We start from the raw sequence: 20,738 nt of genomic DNA, 5'->3' as shown, positions 1-20,738 counted from the left end.
TACGCCGTATAACAAATGGAGGCGATGATGGCCAAACCCGTTCTGTCCGATCCGATCGCGCTGCGTCTGCCGGTGGATGTGCTCAAGGATATCGAGACGATCGCCGCAACGAGTGAGCGCTCCCGCAGCTGGGTGATGGTTCGGGCGATGCGGTATTATCTTCTCAATGAGGGTGCAGACATTCTTGAGATTGCGCAAGGGATGCAGGACGTCAAGGATGGCAAGGTTCACGATCTGGACACTGTTCTCAGCGAGCTCGACCGGCAGGCTGAAGACGACGCCGCCTGATGAAAGTCCGGTTCTCCGAACGGGCTCTGGCCTATCTCAAGGCGGAGCAAGCCTATCTTGGCCGTTTCGACAAGCGGGCGGCCAGAGCGACGGCGCGGCAGATACGGAAGGCCGCCGAAATCCTGGCCGAACATCCATAGGCCGGCAGGCCGTCGCGATGATCCCGGGCGTCAGACGATACGTGTCCGCGCCCTACGTCATCGACTATATTGAAACCGGCGGTGCCATCGTTGTCTTGGCCATTCGGCACGGGCGGCAAAATCCGCGTGTTCCGGATGCGAACGACGAGCTCGACCAGTTCGAGACTTAAACGATACAGTCCGATCAAAGACTTAGGGCTCGAATCCTGCGTCAGTTGAATCACTGTGTGAAGCGGCTGATTCAACCTTTCAACACCACGCCGCAACCGATTCATAAGATTCAGAAAATGCTCCAGCTGACGCACCGTCACGCTGCGCATCACCCCGCGGCAGTTCGCTGCAGCAGGGTGAGGATGACGCAATTCCAATAATAGCATCAAGGGCTTAACAAATGGCTGATTTTGGCAATGACCCGGGCCTTTGGGCCGCCAAGGGTATCGGTGCTGCGGCCGGCGCTGCGGTGTCGCTGATCTATATGTTGCCGAAGGGCAAGCGCGAGGCTGCCTCGCGCTTTTTCACCGGCCTTTCCTGCGGGCTGATTTTCGGCGGACCGGCGGGACTGTGGATCGTCACCAAGCTCGATATCGCCGGCAGCCTTTCAGGCGCCGAGGTGATGTTGACCGGATCCGCGGCATCCAGCCTTATTGCCTGGTGGGTGATGGGAGCGGCCGTGCGCGTGGCGGAACGGTTTGGGACGCGGCCGGATTAGGTTGGCAGTGCCGCAGGCGCATTTGCCGGCTGTCATCCCGGGCGGATCAAATGTTTCCGCCCGGGTGTGTCGCTGCCGCATCGCATCCTGCGTCAGTCCACGGCCGTCCCTCGAAGACGACCCGGGTCGAGATAGACCGGGACCGCCAGCGATCAAGCCCGGGCTTTGAATAATTTTGCTGGCAAGGCGGTGACGCCTGGCGGCCGGCTTTCCCGTCCACTGCATTTTTAACCGTCGGAGAGAGACCCATGACGACCGACAGGATGCCTGTCTGGCGAACGCAGAAGTTTGCCAATCTGACGCTTTCCGGCGTGACCGGGGAGGGACGGTTTTCCGGCTATGCCAGCATTTTTGGCGAGGTGGATCTTGGCAAGGATGCGATTGCGCCGGGCGCTTTTCAGCAATCGCTGGCGCGGCGCGGCGCAAGTTGCGTGCGCATGCTGTTTCAGCATGATCCCGGCGAGCCGCTGGGCACCTGGAAGACCATCCGCGAGGATGCGCGCGGCCTTTATGTCGAAGGGCTTTTGTCGCCTGGGGTCGCACGGGCGCAAGAAGTGCACATGCTGATGAAGGCCGGCGCGCTCGACGGGCTGTCGATCGGCTTCCGTCAAGGCAAGGACCGACGGCAAGACCGGCGTGCGCCGCATCCTTGAAGCCGATCTCTGGGAAATCTCGATCGTCACCTTTCCGATGCTGCCATCGGCACGGGTTTCGAACGTCAAGAATGCGCGGTTCTTCCGCGACAAGGAAACGGAGCTCGTGCGCACGATGCGGCGGGCGGCCCGGATGATGAAGCTCTCTGACAGAAGGACAGGCCAATGAACGAGCAGAGCAATGTGGCGCCACAAGGCCGGGTTGCCCCGGAAATCAAGACGGCGCCGGAAACGATGACGGCGGCATTCGAGGATTTCATGGGGGCCTTCGAGGCATTCAAGGAAACCAATGACCGGCGGCTGGGCGAGCTGGAAAGCAAGCTGACGGCCGACGTCGTCACCCGCGACAAGATGGACCGCATCTCGCGCAGCATGGACGAGCAGAAGCGCGTCATCGACCAGATGATGCTGAAGAAGGCGCGGCCGGCGCTGGGCCGCAGCGGCGAAGCCAGCCTGGAGACGATGGAGCACAAGGCGGCGTTTGAAAGCTATATCCGCCGGGGCGACGAGCAGGCGCTGCGCGAGCTGGAAGCCAAGGCATTTTCGATCGGTTCGGCCAGCGACGGCGGCTACCTGGTGCCGAACGAAACGGATCCCGAGATCGGCCGCCGGCTTTCGGTGGTCTCGCCGATCCGCTCGATGGCGACGGTGCGACAGGTCTCAGGCGCGGTGCTGAAGAAACCGTTTGCGCTCTCAGGCATGGCGACCGGGTGGGTGGCGGAGACGGCCGCGCGGCCACAAACCGGCACGCCGCAGCTGGCCGAACTTTCTTTCCCGACCATGGAACTTTACGCCATGCCGGCCGCGACAGCGGCTCTTCTCGACGATGCGGCCGTGGATATCGAGAACTGGATTGCCTCCGAAGTCGATATCGCCTTTGGCGAGCAGGAAGGCACGGCCTTCGTTTCCGGCGACGGTACCAACAAGCCGAAGGGCTTCTTGAGCTATACCAATGTGGCTGAGGCGAGCTGGAGCTGGGGCAACATCGGCTATATTGCCACGGGTGCTGCTGGTGCCTTCAAGGCGAGTGGCCCGTCCGACACGCTGATCGATACGATCTATGCACTGAAGGCCGGGCACCGGCAGAACGCCACCTTCGTGATGAACCGCAAGACCCAGGCCGAGATCCGCAAGTTCAAGGATGCTGACGGCAACTATCTCTGGCGTCCGCCGGCAGTGGCCGGACAACAGGCCTCGCTGATGGGGTTCCCGATTGCCGAGGCCGAGGACATGCCGGATATCGGCGCGAGCAGCACGTCAATCGCGTTTGGCAACTTTGCCGCCGGTTATCTGGTCGTTGACCGCACAGGGGTGCGGGTGCTGCGCGATCCCTATTCGGCAAAACCCTATGTGCTGTTTTACACCACCAAACGCGTCGGTGGTGGAGTGCAAAATTTTGAGGCTATCAAGCTGATTAAATTCGCGGCATCTTGAATAAGCGTAAGGCCACCCTTTCTCACAGGTGGCAACCATTCGCGCCGGCGGTCTTCCCTGCCGCAGTGCGCGAGGGTGGACGCAGCTCCCCTCCCGCTGCGTCCACCCATTCCAATCGCCCCACCGCCTCATTGACGGAGAGATCCATGACCATCACCGAACTGGCGCCGCCGCTCGGCGAGCCGCTGACGCTTGCCGAGACGAAGGCGCATCTGCGCGTCGAGATAAGCGCCGACGATGCGCTGATCACCGGGCTGATCCGCACCGTGCGCGACCATCTGGAGCGGCAGACCGGACTTTCGCTTTTGATGCGAACCTTCCGGCTCTATCTCGACGACTGGCCGCTGTCGCGTGTGATTCAGATTGGCATGGGGCCGGTGCAAACGATTGACGCGGTTACGGTTTATGATGCGGATGGCATGCCGGCTCCCGTTAATGCCGCCGGTTTCGTGCTGGACGGACAGACGCGCCCGGCGCGGCTGATCCTGCCACAGCAACCGCAGCCGGGACGGCCGATCAACGGTATCGAGATCGATTTTACGGCCGGTTTCGGGGTGACCGGCGCGGATGTGCCTGACACGCTGAAACGGGCGCTGCTGTTGCATGCGGCGCTGCTCTACGAATTTCGCGGCGCGGTCTCAATCGACAACCAGCCGGCCGCGGTGCCTGCCGGTTACGACCGGCTGATCGCACCCTTTTGCCGCCGGGGGCTGTGACGATGGGTGCCGTCACTTTCGATCCCGGACAGCTATCGGCGCGGCTCGACCTGGAGATGCGCAGTGATGCCGGCGATGGCCAGGGCGGCATCGTGCCGGGTTTCGCGCTGGTGACCTCGCTCTGGGCGCGGATCGAGCCTGTCGCCGTCACCGAAGAGGAGTGGGCGGATGCGGAGGTGTTCATTGTGACACACCGCATCTGGATCCGCTTCCGCGAGGATATCGCGGCGGGCATGCGGTTTCGCAAGGGGACGCGGGTTTTTGCTGTTCGGGCATTTCATGACCCGGACGAGACAAGGCGATATTTGGTTTGCCGTTGCACGGAGGATGGGCGATGAGCGCTGCAGGCGCCTTGCAGAAGGCGGTTTTCGGAAGGCTTGCCGGTGACGCGGCGCTGACGGTGCTGATCGGGGCCGATGGGGTTCACGATCACCTGCAGCCACGATCGCACCGGCCATGCATTTTCATTGCCGGGATCGACAGCCGGGATGCATCGACGGCGAGCGAAGTGGGGGAAGAGCATCTGGTCACGCTTGAGGTGCTGACCGGCGAAGGTGGAAGCCGGATAGCGCAGGAGATTGCCGCGCTGGTACGCAGCCTCCTGAACGACGTGCCTCTCGTCCTGGCCGGATTTGCGTTGGTCAGTATTTTACATCGGCGCACCAGGATTGGCCGGGATGCCAAGGCCAAGGGGCATGTGGCGGAAATGGTCTTTCGGGCGGTGACGGAGTGAAGCTTTGCGTACTTGAGGTGTGAGTTTGTTGGCGCCCCCGGGCGCCTTTTTCGTTTCTGAGAAGGATGAAGACATGGTGGCGCAGAAGGGGAAGGATCTTCTTTTGAAGATCGACAATGGCGGCTCTTACCTGACGGTGGCGGGGTTGCGCTCAAAACGGCTGGCGTTCAACGCCGAAACGGTGGACGCGACGGATGCGGAATCGGCGGGACGGTGGCGGGAGCTTCTGGGCGGGGCAGGCGTGCAGCGCGCGTCCGTGTCGGGCGCCGGTATCTTCAAGGATCAGAGCTCGGATGCGCTGGTGCGCGCGGCGTTCTTCAATGGCGCTATTCTCAACTGGCAAATTATCATCCCGGATTTCGGCACGCTGACCGGGCCGTTCCAGGTGACGGCGCTGGAATATTCGGGTCAGTACAATGGCGAAATCCTGTTTGAAACGGCGCTGGAATCGGCCGGTGCCCTGACCTTTGCGGCGCTGTGATGGTCGGGCGGAACACTGGGATGGCTGGTCGGGCCAACCGGCATCGCGGTGAGGTGGAGGCTGTCATCGGCGGCGAGCGACGGATTCTCTGCCTCACGCTCGGCAGCCTCGCCGAACTGGAGACCGCTTTTGCGGCTGACAATCTGATGGAGCTGGCAGCGCGGTTTTCAGCCGGGCGGCTGAAGGCGGAAGACATGATCCGGATACTCAGTGCCGGTCTGCGGGGCGGCGGCAATCTGGTGTCCGACGAAGATGTGGCGGTCATGAGCATCGATGGCGGTATTGCCGGCCTGGCGCGGCTGACCAGCGAGCTGCTGGCGGCGACTTTTGGCGCAGCGGAGGACGGCGCAAACCCTTGAGAGCCGCAGCGGGCAAGGATGGTGGCTTGCCGGCCCCGTTTCCTTGGGGGCCGGTGATGCATGCCGGGCTTTGCTTGCTGCGGCTTCCAGCACGGGATTTCTGGTCGATGACGCCGCGCGAGATGCAAGCTGCATTCGGCGGGTTGCGGCCTGCTGGTGGTGCGGTTCCAGATCGCTTCGGCATGGAAACGCTGATGGCGGCGTTTCCAGACTGAGACGGCGGGTATTCTTTGAAGGAGGCAATGATGGAACGCGACGAGATCGGGTTTTCGGCAGCGGCCGATGATGCGGACGCCTTGAAGGATGTCCTTGACGATCTGGAGCGGCGCTCGCGCTCGTTCGGCTCGGCGCTGACAGGCGCTTTGGCCTCGGCGACGCGCGGCGGCAAGGGGCTTGAGGATGTGCTGCGTGGCGCCGGATTGCGGCTGACGGAAATTGCGCTTTCGGCGGGGTTGAAGCCGCTGGAAGGGCTGCTCGGATCGGCGATCTCCGGGCTTGCCGGAAGCCTCAGCGGGGCGGCCGCTTTTGCCGATGGCGGCATGCCGGGCAGGGTGACGCCGTTTGCCGCCGGAGGTGTCGTTTCAACGCCGACCTATTTTCCGATGGACGGACAGATGGGGCTGATGGGCGAGGCCGGATCGGAGGCGATCCTGCCGCTGAAGCGCGGTTCCGATGGGTCGCTGGGCGTGGCGTCTTCCGGCGGAGGTGCCGCGATGAATGTCGTCTTCAATGTGACGGCATCGGATGCGCAGAGTTTTCGAAAGTCGGAGGGGCAGATTGCGGCGATGCTGACGCGCACGGTGGGGCGTGGAAGAAGGGGGCTTTGACGGTGTTGCTGCATTTTCGTCGCCGCTCCCATCACCCTAAGATCAATCGCCGGGTTCATCTTCTTTTACAATTTATCGTTCGGCATCAACTCGGCTTGGTGCAAACGTGCGCGCGTCAAACTCCACGAAGACAACGCCGTGGAAAGGGAGCCCTGCTACAGTCAGTTCAGATGCAGTCCCATCTTCACACAGGGCAAGTTTGCGCGCGGCGTCAAATTGGCAAGCAGTGTCAGCTCTATTAGGTTGGCGGTATGTGAACCTGTTGCCTTTGAACACTATCTGGGCTCCGTCATCTGAAAATACGGGCGGCACTCGAGCGCAGCTGGAAGAAGCGCTTAGGATGCTTGCAACAATAATTGTGAGCTTCGCTCGAGACATCCGCAGCCTCCTTCTTGGTGTCGATAGTTACCAGTACACAGCAAATCGAGCTTTACAACCTGGCGTGGACTACACCCGCCACGCTTATCAGAAACTGCACCCTGTCAGCTTACCAACATCCAACGCCCCCACATCCCACGCGAGGGAGCGAGAGACAAACGCCGCCACTCCTGCAGCAGTCCCCGAAGACTCCCCACCAACCGATTCAACACACAACGGAAAACATCATGCCAACAGGATTTCACGAAGTCCGGTTTCCCCTTCGCTTGGCTCTAGGGACGAGTGGGGGGCCGGTCAGGCGGACGGATATTGTCAGTCTTTCGAATGGGCGGGAAAACCGCAACCGGCGTTGGCGCGATGCGCGGCGGCATTACGATGCCGGATCCGGGATCAAGTCGATCGGCGATCTCTATGCGGTGCTGGAGTTTTTCGAGGCGCGGGCGGGGCAGCTGTACGGTTTCCGGTTTCGCGATCCCGTCGATTTCAAATCCGGTGCTCCTGGCGGGGCGGTGAGCGCCATTGATCAGCTCGTTGGAACGGGCGATGGCGTGACGGCTGTGTTCCAGTTGGTGAAGACCTATGGCGATGCGGGTGGCGCAAGCGTGCGCGAGATTGCCAAGCCGGTTTTGGGCACCGTGGTGATTTCGGTTGGTGGTGTTGCGGTGGTGCCGGCCGATTTTACGCTCGATGCGGCGACGGGGCGGGTGACGTTTCTGTCCTCGAAAGTTCCGGCAAGTGGCGCTGCCGTGAAAGCAGGCTTCGAGTTCGATGTGCCGGTACGCTTCGATACGGACCGGATCGATGTCGATCTCGGGCAGTTTCAGGCCGGGCGCATTCCGTCCATTCCTCTGGTGGAGATCAAGCCATGAGAACGCTTTCGGCAGCGCTTGCTGAACATCTGGACGGTGATGCGACAACCATGTGCCATTGCTGGCGGGTGACGCGGCGCGATGGGGTCGTGCTCGGCTTTACCGAGCATGATCATGATCTGAGCTTCGACGGCACCGATTTCCGGGCGGCCAGCGGTTTCCAGACGGCCGACAGCGAGGCGGCAAGCGGGCTTTCGGTCGAGGCGGGCGAGGTTGCAGGTGGGTTTTCCAGCGTTGCGATCAGCGAGGCGGATGTCATTGCCGGACGCTATGACGGCGCCAGGGTCGAGGTGTTCCAGGTGAACTGGCAGGCGTCGGACCAGCGCATTCTGCTGCGCGTGCAGGAGATCGGCGATGTCGTCCGCGCGGGCGGCGCCTTTCGCGCGGAGCTGCGGCGCTTGACGCATCGGCTGGATCAGGTCCAGGGGCGGATTTACGGGCGGCGTTGTGATGCGGTGCTCGGCGATCAGCGGTGCAAGGTTAACCTGAGCAATCCGGCCTACCGGGGCAGTGGCACGATCGCGGCTGTTCTGGGCGAGGCGCGGATACGGGTGACCGGGCTCGATGCGGCGGTGGCGGGGTTTTACCGGTATGGCATGTTTCGGTTCGTTGGTGGTGCGAATGCCGGGCATGCGGGCGATATCGAGGATCATCGCCGGGACGGGAATGCGGTGGTGCTATCGCTGTGGATGCCGCCACCTCTGCCGCTTGCCGCAGGGGATGCATTTACCGTGACGGCGGGGTGCGACAAGAGTTTTGGCAGCTGTGGGGAGAAGTTTGCCAACCGGCTTAATTTTCAGGGCTTTCCACATATGCCCGGAACGGATTTTGCCTTTGGTTATGCGGATGGCGATGCGGTGCATGATGGGCGGGCATTGTATGAGTGAGGTTATCCGGAAAGGTCACCCCACCCCGGCGCTTTGCGCCGACCCTCCCCCTCAAGGGGAGGGTAACGGAGCCGCATTCGCAGAGCGGATCGTCGCTGCAGGCCGAAGCTGGATCGGGACGCCATATCGGCATCAGGCGAGCCGGAAGGATGTCGGCTGCGATTGTCTGGGGCTGGTGCGGGGCGTCTGGCGCGAGATTTATGGTCTGGAACCGGAATTGCCGCCGGCCTATCAGCCGGATTGGGCAGAGCGTAGTGGCGAGGACCGGTTGCGCGCGGCAGCGCGGCGGCATTTTGGGGTGGAACTTTCGGTGGTGGAGATGCGGCCGGGCGATTTGCTCTTGTTTTGCTGGAGGCCGGATCTGCCGGCCAAACATGCCGGGATTTTCTCGACCGGAGACCGGTTCATTCACGCCTATGAGCAGGCAGCAGTAATCGAGTCCGCACTTGTACCTTCCTGGCGGCGGCGGATCGCCGGTGTGTTTCGTTTTCCCGAAAAGGTCTGACGATCATGGCAACCATTCTTCTGCAGGCGGCCGGTGCAGCGCTTGGCAGCGTGTTCGGGCCGGTTGGTGCGGTGCTTGGCCGCGCAGTTGGAGCGCTGGCCGGATCGGTGATCGACCGTTCGATCATCAACGGCACGACGACGGTTTCTGGCGCGCGGCTGGGGGATGCGCGCATACCCGGTGCCGAGGACGGCACGGCCATCACCCGCGCCTATGGCACGGTGCGTATCGGCGGCACGCTGATTTGGGCGACACGGTTCGAGGAGGAAGTGCGGGTCGAGCGGCAGGGCGGCAAGGCAAGCGGGCCGCGGGTCGAGACGTTTCGCTACTATGCCAATTTTGCCCTTGGGATCTGCGAAGGCGAGATCGCCTGCGTCCGCAGGGTTTGGGCGGACGGGAGGGAACTCGACCTGACCGGGGTCGAGATGCGGCTTTATCGCGGGACAGGCGATCAATTGCCCGATCCGTTGATCGAGGCAAAACAGGGCGTGGGGAAAGTGCCGGCCTATCGCGGACTTGCCTATGCCGTGTTCGAGCGCCTTCCGTTGCATAATTACGGCAACCGTATCCCAGTGATTCAGTTCGAGGTCTTGCGGCCGGCCGGCACTCTGGAAAGGCAGATCCGGGCGGTGACGATCATTCCGGGCTCCAGCGAGCATGGTTACGATCCCGCTGTGGTCAGCGAGAAGACGGGGGCAGGCGCAAGCCGGCTGATCAATCGCAACGTCTTTCATGCAAGCTCCGACTGGCAAGCGTCGATCGACGAGTTGCAGGCGCTGTGTCCGAACCTTGATAGAGTGGCGCTGGTGGTGTCGTGGTTCGGGACGGATTTGCGGGCAGGTCATTGCCGGATCGTTCCCGGCGTGGAGACCTCCGCGCGCGATGGCGAAAGCCGGCCATGGTCCGTATCGGGTATTCAGCGCGACGGTGCGTGGCTGGTCAGCCGCAACAATGGCGACCCGGCCTATGGCGGCACGCCGAGCGATGCAAGCGTGGCGGCGGCGATCGCCGATCTCAAAGCGCGCGGGCTGAAAGTCTATCTCTATCCCTTCGTGATGATGGATATTGCCGCCGGTAACACGCTGTCCAATCCCTATGGCGGCACGGGGCAGCCCGCTTATCCTTGGAGGGGGCGGATTACCGCGCATCCGGCGCCAGGTCTGGTGGGGAGTGCGGACAAGACAATGGCGGCGCGCACGCAGGTGGAAGCGTTTTGCGGAACTGCCACGGCGGCAAATTTTTCCGTTTCAGGACCATCGGTGACGTCGATGGCCGCAGACGAGGGGTATCGCCGGCTGGTGCTTCATTACGCGCTGCTGGCAAAGGCGGCGGGCGGGGTAGACGGCCTCATCATCGGTTCCGAATTGCGCGGGCTGACGCAGTTGCGCGATGTGGCCGGCGCCTTCCCGTTTGTTGAGGCGCTGATGGCTCTTGCGGCCGATGTCCGGGCCATTTCCGGGGCGGGCACCAAGCTGACCTACGCTGCGGACTGGAGCGAATATTTTGGCTACCACCCGGCGGATGGGTCGGGCGAGGTGCTTTATAATCTCGATCCGCTCTGGGCGTCCGCCGATATCGATGCGGTCGGGATAGATAACTACATGCCGCTGTCCGACTGGCGCGACGGCGACCTGTCGCTTGGCAATCCCGATGGTTTCCGTCTTGCGGAAGATGCCGAGGCGGTGCAAGCGATGATCGCGGCCGGCGAGGGGTATGACTGGTACTATGCCAGCGCTGATGATCGCCGCGACCGTATCCGTACGCCGGTTACCGACGGGCTAGCGGGAAAACCCTGGGTCTACCGCTACAAGGATATTGCCAGCTGGTGGGGGCAGGCGCATCGCAACCGGATCGGTGGTGTCGAGCAGGCGGTGCCGACGGCCTGGGTTGCGGGCGCCAAGCCCGTCTGGTTTACCGAACTGGGTTGCCCGGCGATCGATAAGGGAGCGAACCAGCCGAATGTCTTTACCGATCCGAAATCGTCGGAGACGGCGGTTCCGTATTTTTCAAGCGGCGCGCGCTGCGATGCCATGCATCGCCGGTTTCTGGAGGCGCAGCACCGGTTTTGGCAGGGGCCGGAGGCGCCCGCATGCGTCGATCCTGGCCATATGTTCGTCTGGACCTGGGATGCCCGGCCGGCGCCGGCCTTTCCGGAAAATACGGGACTTTGGTCCGATGGCGTCAACTGGCAGACCGGGCATTGGCTGAACGGCCGGCTTGGCGCTGCGACAGCGGCGGATGTGATCGCGGCGGTGCTTGCGGATCACGGGTTTCAAAGCGGCGATGTGGCCCGCGTCAGCGGCGATCTCGGTGGTTACGTGCAGTCGGAGCAGGCTTCGGCGCGCGATGTGCTGGAGCCGCTGATGGCGGCGCTGCAGATCGACGCCGTCGAGGACGGTGGGACGCTGCGGTTCCGGTCGCGGATGAAACAGGGGTTGCAGCCAAAGGTTATTTCGGTGCTGGCGGACATCGACGAGCAGGCGCTGTTTGAGGAGACGCGCGGGCACGATAGCGATTTTGGCAGCGAGGCCATCCTCGACCGGTTCGATCCGGAAAATGCCTATGAGCGGACGACGGCGCGGTCGCGCCGGGTGTCGCCGGCCAATGACCGGGTGCTGCGGCTTTCGCTGCCGGGTGTGATGCATGACGGAGCGGCAGCAAGCGCTGTCGAGGATGCGTTGCGCGATCATCAGGTGTCGCGGCGCAGTGCGCGCTTTTCGCTGTCGCCGGCGGCGCTGGCATTCGAACCGGGGGATGTCGTCGCCCTGGAGGATGGGCCGGCGGGCAATTTTATTGTCAGCCGGATCGAGGACGGGGCGGTACGTTCGGTGCCTGCGGGTGGTGGTGGCCCGGTGCGTCCCTCGCGGACAGCCAATCCGCCGCGCTCAGCCTCGGACGGATTTTCGCCGGTCGTGCATCTGATGGACCTGCCGCAATACGAGACTGGCGAGGCAAATACGTTCGCGCGCGCAGCCGTTTTTGCCCGGCCGTGGCGTACTGTCCTTCTGTCTTCCTCGGCAACGACGGAAGGCTATCAGGCGCGGGGGCGCGTCGACCAGCCCGCACAGACAGGCATTTTGGCAGGGACGCTCGGTTCAGGCGTCACCGGCCGGTTCGATACCGCGCAGTTTATCCTACTCGATCTGCATTTTGGCGGCTTGTCCTCGGCAAGCCGCCTTGCGGTGCTCAACGGGCAGAACCGCATTGCCATCCTTGCCGGAAACGGCGTGTGGGAAATCATCGGGTTCCAGAGCGCGGAGGAAATCTCTGCCGGGCGCTGGCGGCTTTCGAAACTCTTGCGGGGGCTCGCCGGAACCACCGACGCAATGCTGGCAGGGGCAGCTGCCGGTGCTCCGCTGGTCGTGCTCAATACGGCGGTGAAGCCGTTGGGGCTGAGCGCCGACGAGGCGGGGCGCGCCATCAACTGGATCGGCGAGGCTGGCGGACAGACGGCCGCGCCTGCTGGACCTTTCAGCTTCACCGGCGGCTTGCGGGCACAAACGCCAGTTGCGCCGGTGCATCTGCGGGCAAGGCGCGTCGGGACGGGGGCGATTCGTATTGGCTGGATCCGTTGCGGCCGCCGAGATGCGGACCCATGGTTTGACGGCGATATCGCGCTCGACGAGCCGCAGGAACGATACCGTGTCGACATTCTCGACGGCGGGGCCGTCAAACGATCCGCCGATGTGTCCGAACCGGTGTTCGACTATGCGCCGGAGCTTGAGATCGAGGACTTCGGCGGGCCGCAGACGGCTCTTTCGGTGCGTGTGCGGCAGCGGGGAGAAAAGATTGCCTTCGGCCTACCGGCGCAGGCGCTCCTCAGCCTGTAGAAATCACCTGCATGTTTTCATTCCAAGGGAGCAATCCCAATTCAAACGAGGAGTTTCCCATGAGCGACTGGAAGATTTGGTACATGTCGAAGACCGTCTGGGGTGGTGTGGTTGCGATTCTAGCTTCCTGTGCCAATTTCCTCGGCTTGGATATCACCCATGAAGATCGAAGCGGCCTTCTGTGCCAATTTCCTCGGCTTGGATATCACCCATGAAGATCGAAGCGGCCTTGTCGACGGGCTGACGGCTCTTGCCGCGGCGGCAGGCGGACTGCTTGCCATCTGGGGCCGGATTTCCGCTCGCTCGCGATTGCGCTAGCCATTGCGCAAAACGGGCTGTTACCGGGACATTCATTTGCCATTCAGACTGTATCGGTTATTAAAACTGCAACGATGCTTCCCAAGTCGCCAATATTGTTTTCAATCCGAAAGTGCGTTCATGTCCTCACCCTTGATCATAGCAACGCTTGCAGCGGGCCTTTCCGGATTCGCACCGCCGGCGATTGATGTGCCATCGATGGTTGTCGCCGTGGACGGCGATTGCGGTCAGGCGGCGGCCGAAGTGGTGGCTGAGACCGGTGGTGAACTCCTCTCGGCGCAGCCGACCAGCGACGGCAAATGCGTCGTTACCGTGCTGATCCCCGGCAATGGCGGCCGTCCGAAAAAGGTGACGATGCGGGTGCCGATGTAGCCGCAGGATGCCTGCCTTCAAAACATTCTCGAAACGGATGAAATGAGGTAAGCAGTAGTACCAAGGTTCGATGATGGGAGCCTACGAAGTTCCTATAATCGAACCTTGATAGAAGTCTCGTGTTGCAACGCGACAGCAGATCTTTCGGAGATGCTGGCGCGCAAGGGAAGAAAGTCTGTTCATGCGCATTCTGGTGGTCGAAGACGACGTCAACCTCAACCGTCAATTGACGGACACCCTGAAGGAAGCCGGATATGTCGTCGACCAGGCCTTCGACGGCGAGGAAGGCCATTATCTCGGTGAGGGCGAACCCTATGACGCCGTCATCCTCGATATCGGCCTGCCGGAAATGGACGGCATTACCGTGCTGGAAAAATGGCGCGGTGCCGGAAAGGTAATGCCGGTGCTGATTCTCACCGCACGCGACCGCTGGAGCGACAAGGTTGCCGGTATCGATGCCGGCGCCGACGACTATGTCACCAAGCCATTCCATGTCGAAGAAGTGCTGGCCCGTATCCGGGCGCTGATCCGGCGCGCTGCCGGACACGCAAGCTCCGAAATTGTTTGCGGCCCGGTCCGGCTGGATACCAAGGGCTCCAAGGCGCTGGTCAACGGCGTGGCGCTGAAGCTGACGTCGCACGAATTCCGGCTGTTGTCCTATCTGATGCACCACATGGGGCAAGTGGTGTCGCGCACGGAGCTGGTCGAGCACATGTACGACCAGGATTTCGACCGCGATTCCAATACGATCGAGGTTTTCGTCGGCCGGCTTCGCAAGAAGATCGGCAATGACCTGATCGAAACCGTGCGCGGCCTTGGCTACCGGATGCAGGCACCCGGCATGGCCAGCAAGGAAGCGAAATCCTGAGCGGGATCACGATCATCTACCGGAAATACCGGGCGTCTGCGCACGAGGGACAAGGCCTGATAGTGTTGTCCCGTCAAACCATTCGGCGGCAGCCATGATGCTACGTCCGCAATCACTGACCGCACGCGTTCTTCTGGTTTCCACCATCTGGGCGGTGGTGGCGCTGGTGGTGATCGGCGTGGTGATCTCGACGCTCTACCGGCAAGGTTCGGAGCGCGGCTTTCAGGACCTTTTGCGCGCGCAACTCTACAACGTCATCAATTCGATCGTCGTCAACGACAAGTCGGTACTGGCCGGCAGTCCGCAACTGGGCGACCTGCGCTTCTCCCAGCCGCAGACGGGCTGGTACTGGATCGTCGAGCCGATCGGCGAATTCAATACGCCGCCGCTGATTTCGACCTCGCTGGGTTCTGGCAAGTTGCCGATCGCCAGCGTCGATGAAGTTCCCTTCGATATTCGCTACGAGCGTTTCTATACCACCGTCGATTCCTTCAACAACGACGTCGAAGTGGCGGAGACGGAAGTCGTTCTGGATATTCAGGGGCATACGGCCCGTTTCCGGGTTGCGGGCAACCGCGATGTGTTGGAAGCCGATATCAACGACTTCAATCGCAATCTCTACCTGGCGCTGGCTATCTTTGGTTTCGGCGGCCTCGGCATGAATGCGCTGGCCATTCTCTTCGGGCTGAGGCCCCTCGACCAGGCACGGCGGTCGCTGGAAAAGATCCGTGGTGGCGAAAGCGAGCGGCTGGACGGAGAGTTTCCGCGCGAAATCCAACCCTTGGCAAGCGAAGTCAACGCCCTGATCGACAGCAACCGGCGCATCATCGAACGTGCCCGCATGCAGGTCGGCAATCTCGCCCATTCGCTGAAGACGCCGCTTGCCGTTTTGATCAATGAAGCGCGGGTGCTTGAGCCGCCGCACGGCGACCTCGTCAAGGCGCAGGCGGATGCGATGCAGATGCAGGTGCAGTCCTATCTCAACCGGGCGCGGATCGCCGCACAGCGGGAATCGGTTCTGGCGCGCACCGAGGTGGAACCGGTGCTTGAACGGCTGGTGCGCGTCATGCGCCGGCTGCACCCGGAAAAGACCTTTCTGCTGACGGTATCGCCGCCTGGGCTGATCCTGGCGATGGAACAGCAGGATGTCGAGGAAACGGTCGGCAACCTGTTGGACAATGCTGCCCGCTACGCCAACGACCAGGTTCACATTCTGGCGCAGATTGCGCCCGAGGGCGTGCAGGGCAAGGACCCGGGGCGGCGCAACTGGATTACCATCGAGGTGGATGATGACGGTCCGGGTCTGGAACCGGAGCAGATCGGCATTGCCATCAAGCGCGGCAAGAGGCTGGACGAAAGCAAGCCGGGCACCGGCTTGGGATTGTCGATCGTCAGCGAGATCGCCGGCGAATATCAGGGCACTCTCGGGTTGTCGCGCGGCGAGCGCGGCGGGCTGAAAGCACTGATCGTGCTGCCTGCTGTGTCATGATGAGACGTGTTTTAAGCCGTCGCGTGACTTTTTTGACAGGATTGCGGGTAAAATTCCGCAATGCAACAGCTTTGATCGCTGGGTTGTTGCCTGCTCCGGCGGGGAATGTAAAAAGATAGTGAGCCATGAATCGGCCTGAAGCCGAGCCATGATCTGCCGATGCACCGGAAACCGTAAGAGCTGTCCGATACGATGAAGAACCAAGCCCGTTTCCCGACCATCCTTTCCGCTTCGCCGGCCGCGTGCCTGATTGCCTCGTCGCTGCTGATCGCCGGCTGCGGTACCGCATCGCGCGACGCCGGCAAGCCGGGGAGCGGCGTCACCTCGAACACATCGGCTTCCTATATCGCAGCCCTTGGCGGTGGTGTGATCGGGCGTCAAGCGGGGCTTTCCATCAGCAAGGCTGACCGTCAGCGGGCGCTGGAGGCGGAATACCGGGCCCTGGAAGGATCCCGCGGTGGACAACCGGTGGTCTGGCAGGGATCGGGCATTAGTGGCTCCGTCGTTGCAGCGGCACCCTATCAGGTCGGTTCGCAGAACTGCCGCCAATACAGCCATACGGTTACGGTCAAGGGGCAGGATAGTGTCACCCGCGGCGCCGCTTGCCGCAATGCCGATGGCACGTGGACGCCACTGGGCTGATCTTCGCATTCGACAGTTGCGGCGAAACGCCTCAAATTTCCGTCATTTCCGGTTTTCCGATTGGAATGGCGTGCTCCCCATAGTAATTGAGCGCACATGCTGTTCTGGATCCTAGTTGCCACCCTGACGGCGGCCGTTGCCGCTGTTCTGCTGCTTCCGCTGCTGCGCGCCGCCGCAAGCGCCGAGGCCCCGCAATCCCATGATGTCGAGGTTTATCGCGATCAGCTGGAAGAGCTGAAGCGCGACGAGAAGAACGGGCTGATTTCTGGCGACGACGCGAATTTCGCGCGCGCCGAGGTTGCTCGCCGCCTGCTGGCCGCGACCGATGCGGTGAAGGCGGTTACGCCTGTTCAACCGGTGAAGCGCAGCAACCGGCTGGCGCAGCTTGCCATCATCCTCATCCTGCCGGCTGTTGGGCTCTGTCTTTACTTGCGGATCGGCAATCCGGATGTGCCGGATGCGCCGCTGGCCGCGCGCCTAGCAAATCCCGGCGACGATATGAACATCCTGATCGCACGGGCCGAACAGCAACTGGTTGCCAATCCTGAAGATGGTGCCGGATGGGACGTACTGGCGCCGATCTATTATCGCAGCGGCAGGGTCGAAGAAGCCGCCGTGGCATTCCGCAACGCGCTACGCATACTCGGGGCAACCCCTGTTCGGCTGGGCGGCTATGCCGAAAGCCTGATCGCGCTTTCCGGCGGGCTGGTGACCAACGAGGCGCGGGACGCGTTGCAGAAACTCTTGGCGATCGAACCCGGTGATCCACGTGCGCAGTTCTACCTGGCGCTTGGCTTGAAACAGGAAGGCAAGGTGCCGGAGGCGCTTGCTGCCTTCGAGCGGATCGTCAGCACGTCGCCGGCCGGTGCGCCCTGGCTACCGCTGGTCAACGAGCATATTGCCGGCCTGAATGGCGATACCCCGGCTGCGGCTCAGCAGACCGCAACACCGCTGGGGAACCCGACCGGTGAGGATATCGTGGCAGCGCAGGACATGAGCACGGGTGATCGCACGGCGATGATCGAGGGCATGGTCGGCAGTCTCGCTGAAAAACTGAAGACTGACCCGAAGAACTTCGAGGGCTGGATGCGGATCATCAGGTCCTACTCCGTGCTTGGTCAGAAGGATAAGGCAGCCGACGCTCTGAAGCAGGGGCTTGCCATCTTCCCGGCGGATGGTAGCGAAGGCAAGCAACTGCTTGCGCTGGCAGGCGAACTTGGGTTGAAGGCTGACGGAGGCGTGGAATGACCCGCAAACAGAAGCGCCTTGTGATCATTGGTGGCGGTGTGACGTTCATCGTTGCAGCGGTGCTGCTGGTGATGGTCGCGTTCAGCCAGGCGATTGCCTATTTCTACGTCCCTGGTGACCTCATGAAGGCTGATCTTGCCCCGGGCACGCGCATCCGGCTCGGTGGTCTGGTCGAGAATGGCTCGCTCAAGCGCGGCGAGGGCATGACCATCACCTTCAGCGTCACCGACACGCTGGACAAGGTGCCGGTGATTTATACCGGAATTCTGCCGGACCTGTTCCGCGAGGGCCAAGGCGTTGTCGCCGAAGGCAGTTTCAAGGAGGGAAGCCCAGTTTTCGTTGCCGATACCGTGCTTGCCAAGCATGACGAGACCTATATGCCAAAGGACGTGGCGGACCGGTTGAAGGCGCAGGGCGTCAATCTCGGCGGCAAGGAAAACATCCAATGATCATCGAGCTTGGCCACTATGCGCTGGTTCTGGCGCTTGCCACGTCGCTGTTGCAGGCCGTGCTGCCGATTATCGGGGCGCTGCGAAACGACCAGGCGCTGATGGAAATCGGCACCGTGGCAGCCAAGGCGACGTTCCTGCTGATGGCGGTGTCGTTCGGGGTTCTCACCTACGCCCATGTGACATCCGATTTCTCCGTGCAGAACGTCTGGGAGAATTCGCATTCGCAGATCCCGCTGATCTACAAGTTCTCCGGCGTCTGGGGCAATCACGAAGGCTCGATGCTGCTCTGGGTGTTGATCCTGACGTTTTTCTCGGCGCTGGTCGCGGTGTTCGGCAACAATCTGCCCGAGACGCTGAAAGCCAATGTGCTGGCCGTCCAGGCCTGGATCGCGGTGTCGTTCTCGCTGTTCATTCTGTTGACGTCCAATCCTTTCAACCGGCTGCTGGATGCGCCGGGCGAGGGGCGGGACCTCAATCCGGTGCTGCAGGATATCGGCCTCGCCATCCATCCGCCGCTCCTCTATCTCGGCTATGTCGGCTTTTCGGTCTGTTTCTCGTTTGCCATCGCCGCGCTGATCGAAGGCCGCATCGATGCGGCCTGGGCGCGCTGGGTGCGGCCCTGGACGCTGGCCGCCTGGACCTGCCTGACGGCCGGTATCTCGATGGGCTCCTACTGGGCCTATTACGAACTCGGCTGGGGCGGCTGGTGGTTCTGGGATCCGGTCGAAAACGCATCCTTCATTCCGTGGCTGGCCGGAACGGCGCTGTTGCATTCGGCGCTGGTGATGGAAAAGCGTGAGGCGCTGAAGATCTGGACCGTGCTTCTGGCGATCATGACATTCTCGATGTCGCTGCTCGGCACCTTCCTCGTCCGCTCCGGCGTTCTGACCTCGGTCCACGCTTTTGCCACCGACCCGACGCGCGGCGTCTTCATCCTGATGATCCTCATTCTTTTCATCGGCGGCGCGCTGTCGCTGTTTGCTTTTCGGGCCGCACATCTGAAGGCGGGCGGTCTGTTCGCGCCGATTTCGCGTGAGGGCGCGCTGGTCCTCAACAATCTGATCCTGACGACGGCGGCTGCGACCGTTTTGATCGGCACGCTCTATCCGCTGGCGCTGGAAGCGGTGACCGGTGCGAAAATCTCCGTCGGTCCGCCCTTTTTCAATATGACATTCGGACTGCTGATGCTGCCGCTTATGCTGGCCGTGCCGTTCGGCCCGCTGCTCGCCTGGAAGCGTGGCGATCTGCTTGGCGCCGGGCAACGCCTGTTTGCAGCTGTGGCGTTCGGTCTGGTTGTCGGGAGCGCCATCTACTACGCGCAGAATGGCGGCCCGATCATGGCGCTGTTCGGCATCGCACTCGGTGCCTACATGATTGCCGGTTCGCTGACGGAGATTTTCCTGCGGTCGGGTCTTGGCAAAGTGACGGGCGCTGTCGCCTTGCGGCGTGTGTCCGGTCTGCCGCGTTCGGTTTTCGGCACGGCGCTCGCCCATATCGGGCTCGGCGTGACGCTGATCGGCATTGTCGCGGTCACGGCATTCGAGACGGAACATATCGTCGAGATGAAGCCGGGCATGACGACGGAGGCCGGCGGTTATACACTGCGTTTCGATGGGCTGCGCAACGGCAACGGGCCGAACTATAGCGAAGAATCTGGGCATTTCACCATCAGCCAGGCCGGTATCGAAGTGGCTGAGGTCTGGTCGTCGAAGCGGTTTTATACGGCACGACAGATGCCGACCACCGAGGCGGGTATCCGCACGTTCGGTTTGAGCCAGCTCTATGTTTCGCTCGGAGATGACATGAAAGACGGCGGTATCGTCGTTCGGGTCTGGTGGAAGCCGATGATCCTCTGCATCTGGTTGGGCACGGTATTCATGATGGCTGGCGGTGCCGTTTCGCTGAGCGACAGACGCCTCAGGGTCGGCGCCCCGGCACGCGCCAAGAAACAGAAGAAACCGGTTCTGGAGCCCGCGCAATGATCCGCCGGTTGCTCGTCATCGCCTTCCTATTGCTGTCGGTGTGGCCGGCCTTTGCCGTCAATCCCGACGAGGTGCTGGCCGATCCGGCGCTGGAAGCACGTGCACGCGGACTATCGGCGCAGTTGCGCTGCATGGTCTGCCAGAACCAGTCGATTGACGATTCGAATGCCGAGCTTGCCAAGGATCTGCGGCTTTTGGTGCGCGAGCGGATCACCAACGGCGATAGCGACGAAGCCGTCATTGCCTATGTCGTTTCGCGCTACGGCGAGTTCGTGCTGCTCAATCCGCGTTTTGAGACAAAGACGTTGATCCTGTGGGGCGCGCCGGTGGTGCTGCTTCTCGCCGGGGGTGCAGCAATGCTTGTTGCTGCTCGCCGCAGGACCGGCAAGGTGACGGGAACGGCATTGTCTGCGGACGAGCAGGCGCGGCTGGATGCTGTCTTGAAGGATTGATTTCTTTCCGTTTTTTCGGAAGGGATGGATTTTCCGCTATCGCCGCTTTTCTTAGGCATGCTTTCCAGTCGCGACACATCGCGTTTATGTCCCAACATTACCAAAA

At 62.1% G+C, this 20,738-nt stretch carries 25 protein-coding genes and 1 pseudogene; all 26 read left to right on the top strand.

The features are described from left to right. Nucleotides 1-24 precede the first annotated feature (24 nt). The 26 genes and pseudogenes from ACP7E0_RS05470 (at nt 25) to ACP7E0_RS05345 (ending at nt 20,632) form a co-directional block, all read left to right on the top strand. Nucleotides 25-288, top strand: coding sequence for a CopG family ribbon-helix-helix protein (locus ACP7E0_RS05470; RefSeq protein ID WP_426123463.1), 264 nt, complete (start codon nt 25-27; stop codon nt 286-288). Then, nucleotides 288-428, top strand: a complete 141-nt coding sequence (locus tag ACP7E0_RS05465) for a hypothetical protein (protein WP_426123462.1) — start codon at nt 288-290, stop codon at nt 426-428. Before ACP7E0_RS05470 ends, ACP7E0_RS05465 begins: the two co-directional genes overlap by 1 nt. Nucleotides 429-469: 41 nt before the next feature. Then, nucleotides 470-598 carry a hypothetical protein gene (locus tag ACP7E0_RS05460; protein ID WP_426123460.1) on the top strand — a complete coding sequence of 43 codons (129 nt, stop codon included), beginning with the start codon at nt 470-472 and terminating at the stop codon, nt 596-598. A 221-nt stretch (nt 599-819) separates the two neighbouring features. Continuing rightward, nucleotides 820-1,137: a DUF6107 family protein gene (locus ACP7E0_RS05455; RefSeq protein ID WP_426123458.1), complete on the top strand. Its 318-nt coding sequence runs from the start codon at nt 820-822 to the stop codon at nt 1,135-1,137. A gap of 248 nt (nt 1,138-1,385) precedes the next feature. Then, nucleotides 1,386-1,959: pseudogene (locus tag ACP7E0_RS05450) on the top strand (HK97 family phage prohead protease). Then, the gene (locus tag ACP7E0_RS05445) at nt 1,956-3,224 is read left to right on the top strand and encodes a phage major capsid protein (protein ID WP_426123457.1); all 1,269 of its coding nucleotides are present in this window, start codon (nt 1,956-1,958) and stop codon (nt 3,222-3,224) included. The pseudogene ACP7E0_RS05450 and the gene ACP7E0_RS05445 overlap by 4 nt, the downstream one beginning before the upstream one ends. Nucleotides 3,225-3,370: 146 nt before the next feature. Further along, nucleotides 3,371-3,940, top strand: a complete 570-nt coding sequence (locus ACP7E0_RS05440) for a head-tail connector protein (RefSeq protein WP_426123455.1) — start codon at nt 3,371-3,373, stop codon at nt 3,938-3,940. A 2-nt stretch (nt 3,941-3,942) separates the two neighbouring features. Beyond that, nucleotides 3,943-4,278, top strand: a complete 336-nt coding sequence (locus ACP7E0_RS05435) for a phage head closure protein (RefSeq protein ID WP_426123454.1) — start codon at nt 3,943-3,945, stop codon at nt 4,276-4,278. After that, the gene (locus tag ACP7E0_RS05430; RefSeq protein WP_426123452.1) at nt 4,275-4,673 is read left to right on the top strand and encodes a DUF3168 domain-containing protein; all 399 of its coding nucleotides are present in this window, start codon (nt 4,275-4,277) and stop codon (nt 4,671-4,673) included. The genes ACP7E0_RS05435 and ACP7E0_RS05430 overlap by 4 nt, the downstream gene beginning before the upstream one ends. A 73-nt stretch (nt 4,674-4,746) precedes the next feature. Continuing rightward, entirely contained in the window at nt 4,747-5,154 is a 408-nt protein-coding gene (locus tag ACP7E0_RS05425; protein WP_426123450.1) for a phage major tail protein, TP901-1 family, read from the top strand. 20 nt (nt 5,155-5,174) lie between these two features. Next, complete coding sequence (locus ACP7E0_RS05420; protein WP_426123449.1) at nt 5,175-5,513, top strand: gene transfer agent family protein; 339 nt, start codon at nt 5,175-5,177, stop codon at nt 5,511-5,513. 26 nt (nt 5,514-5,539) lie between these two features. Beyond that, nucleotides 5,540-5,728 (top strand): rcc01693 family protein, encoded by a 189-nt coding sequence (locus ACP7E0_RS05415; RefSeq protein WP_426123448.1) that lies wholly within the window; start codon nt 5,540-5,542, stop codon nt 5,726-5,728. 30 nt (nt 5,729-5,758) lie between these two features. Continuing rightward, nucleotides 5,759-6,340, top strand: coding sequence for a phage tail tape measure protein (locus ACP7E0_RS05410; protein ID WP_426123619.1), 582 nt, complete (start codon nt 5,759-5,761; stop codon nt 6,338-6,340). 605 nt (nt 6,341-6,945) lie between these two features. Next, a complete protein-coding gene (locus ACP7E0_RS05405) occupies nt 6,946-7,587 on the top strand; it encodes a phage distal tail protein, Rcc01695 family (protein ID WP_426123446.1) in 642 nt (213 codons plus the stop codon). Next, a complete protein-coding gene (locus ACP7E0_RS05400; RefSeq protein WP_426123445.1) occupies nt 7,584-8,474 on the top strand; it encodes a DUF2163 domain-containing protein in 891 nt (296 codons plus the stop codon). Before ACP7E0_RS05405 ends, ACP7E0_RS05400 begins: the two co-directional genes overlap by 4 nt. Further along, entirely contained in the window at nt 8,467-8,979 is a 513-nt protein-coding gene (locus tag ACP7E0_RS05395) for an NlpC/P60 family protein (RefSeq protein WP_426123444.1), read from the top strand. The genes ACP7E0_RS05400 and ACP7E0_RS05395 overlap by 8 nt, the downstream gene beginning before the upstream one ends. A 5-nt stretch (nt 8,980-8,984) precedes the next feature. Beyond that, nucleotides 8,985-12,809: a baseplate multidomain protein megatron gene (locus ACP7E0_RS05390; protein WP_426123442.1), complete on the top strand. Its 3,825-nt coding sequence runs from the start codon at nt 8,985-8,987 to the stop codon at nt 12,807-12,809. A 159-nt stretch (nt 12,810-12,968) separates the two neighbouring features. Then, nucleotides 12,969-13,127, top strand: a complete 159-nt coding sequence (locus tag ACP7E0_RS05385) for a hypothetical protein (protein WP_426123441.1) — start codon at nt 12,969-12,971, stop codon at nt 13,125-13,127. A 120-nt stretch (nt 13,128-13,247) separates the two neighbouring features. Beyond that, nucleotides 13,248-13,499 (top strand): hypothetical protein, encoded by a 252-nt coding sequence (locus ACP7E0_RS05380; RefSeq protein WP_426123440.1) that lies wholly within the window; start codon nt 13,248-13,250, stop codon nt 13,497-13,499. 181 nt (nt 13,500-13,680) lie between these two features. After that, complete coding sequence (locus ACP7E0_RS05375) at nt 13,681-14,367, top strand: response regulator transcription factor (RefSeq protein WP_426123438.1); 687 nt, start codon at nt 13,681-13,683, stop codon at nt 14,365-14,367. A gap of 94 nt (nt 14,368-14,461) precedes the next feature. Continuing rightward, nucleotides 14,462-15,856, top strand: coding sequence for an ATP-binding protein (locus tag ACP7E0_RS05370; RefSeq protein ID WP_426123436.1), 1,395 nt, complete (start codon nt 14,462-14,464; stop codon nt 15,854-15,856). Nucleotides 15,857-16,048: 192 nt separating this feature from the next. Beyond that, complete coding sequence (locus ACP7E0_RS05365; protein ID WP_426123435.1) at nt 16,049-16,498, top strand: hypothetical protein; 450 nt, start codon at nt 16,049-16,051, stop codon at nt 16,496-16,498. Nucleotides 16,499-16,594: 96 nt separating this feature from the next. Further along, a complete protein-coding gene (gene ccmI, locus ACP7E0_RS05360) occupies nt 16,595-17,746 on the top strand; it encodes a c-type cytochrome biogenesis protein CcmI (protein WP_426123433.1) in 1,152 nt (383 codons plus the stop codon). Continuing rightward, nucleotides 17,743-18,195: a cytochrome c maturation protein CcmE gene (gene ccmE, locus ACP7E0_RS05355; protein WP_426123432.1), complete on the top strand. Its 453-nt coding sequence runs from the start codon at nt 17,743-17,745 to the stop codon at nt 18,193-18,195. Before ccmI ends, ccmE begins: the two co-directional genes overlap by 4 nt. Beyond that, nucleotides 18,192-20,180 carry a heme lyase CcmF/NrfE family subunit gene (locus ACP7E0_RS05350; protein ID WP_426123430.1) on the top strand — a complete coding sequence of 663 codons (1,989 nt, stop codon included), beginning with the start codon at nt 18,192-18,194 and terminating at the stop codon, nt 20,178-20,180. Before ccmE ends, ACP7E0_RS05350 begins: the two co-directional genes overlap by 4 nt. Continuing rightward, complete coding sequence (locus ACP7E0_RS05345) at nt 20,177-20,632, top strand: cytochrome c-type biogenesis protein (protein WP_426123429.1); 456 nt, start codon at nt 20,177-20,179, stop codon at nt 20,630-20,632. Before ACP7E0_RS05350 ends, ACP7E0_RS05345 begins: the two co-directional genes overlap by 4 nt. Nucleotides 20,633-20,738 lie beyond the last annotated feature (106 nt).

It is taken from the genome of Pararhizobium sp. PWRC1-1, from assembly GCF_049897905.1.
GTDB lineage: Bacteria > Pseudomonadota > Alphaproteobacteria > Rhizobiales > Rhizobiaceae > Pararhizobium.
This window is presented reverse-complemented; position numbering and strand designations above follow the sequence as displayed.